Source organism: Caballeronia arationis, from assembly GCF_001544975.2.
Classification (GTDB): domain Bacteria; phylum Pseudomonadota; class Gammaproteobacteria; order Burkholderiales; family Burkholderiaceae; genus Caballeronia; species Caballeronia arationis.
The window spans coordinates 1-881 of the sequence record NZ_FCOG02000518.1; the positions used below are offsets into that span (position 1 = coordinate 1).

Genomic DNA, 881 nt, shown 5'->3' on the forward strand with positions numbered 1-881 from the left:
CGGTATTCCCTTCACTCGTCTGGAGTTCCTTTGGATCCTGGCTGCGCACCATCCGTCCCGGCATCCCTCCATCGGAGTTGGTTGTCGCCAGTGCACTACGACAATGCCTGCCCGAATTTCTCGTGAATAGCGCCAAAACCAATTTCTTCGCGAAATTCATCGCCGAAAGGCAGGACCCTGACACCTTCGAGATGTTCCGACTGGCCACATAACCCCAAGACTGTGCCGAACTCGGCACTCTTGAGTAACGTCATTAGATTAAGAATTCTCTCAAAGCATGGCATCGCGAATACGAGCAGTATGATGATCTACGGGCTGGCTATGTCCGTTCGAGGCCGAGGTATTCGGAAGAACAGAAGAAGGTGGCCGTCGATCATTATGTGAGCCAGGGCCGCTGCGCTGCCGCCACTTTGAGGGCTTTGGGTTATCCGAGTCGCGAGACGCTTGCAGCCTGGATCGAAGAACTGTGTCCGGAAATCAGAAAACGTATTGTTGGCCGAGCGGTCGATAGGGTTCCAAAATCACAGAAGGTGAAGCAGGCGGCAGTCATCGAACTGTGCACCAGAGAGCAAAGCGCGCGCGTGGTTGCCGAGAAAGCAGGCGTGAGTCGGCCAACGCTGTATAACTGGAAGAACCAGCTACTCGGTCGAGAGGTTCCAGCATCCATGAAACGCAAAAAGAAGCCGGCGTCGGACCATGAGCGTGCGGAGCTGGAACAACAGGTCGAATTGCTTCGACGCGACATCCGACAGTTGCAGCTTGAGCACGATATTCTGAAGAAGGCGAACGAACTGATAAAAAAATGGATCGTCGGGGGAATCTATGGGTGAATTATTGTGCGCGGCTAGCCAAGTGAAGCTCGATTCCGATACTGATAGAGC

General features: G+C 53.7%; 2 pseudogenes. Both read left to right on the plus strand.

Annotated elements, in window-relative coordinates:
- Positions 1-212, plus strand: a pseudogene (locus AWB81_RS48210) (IS4-like element ISCku4 family transposase); the annotation flags it as partial.
- A 48-nt stretch (positions 213-260) separates the two neighbouring features.
- Positions 261-803, plus strand: a pseudogene (locus tag AWB81_RS43585) (transposase); the annotation flags it as partial.
- Positions 804-881 lie beyond the last annotated feature (78 nt).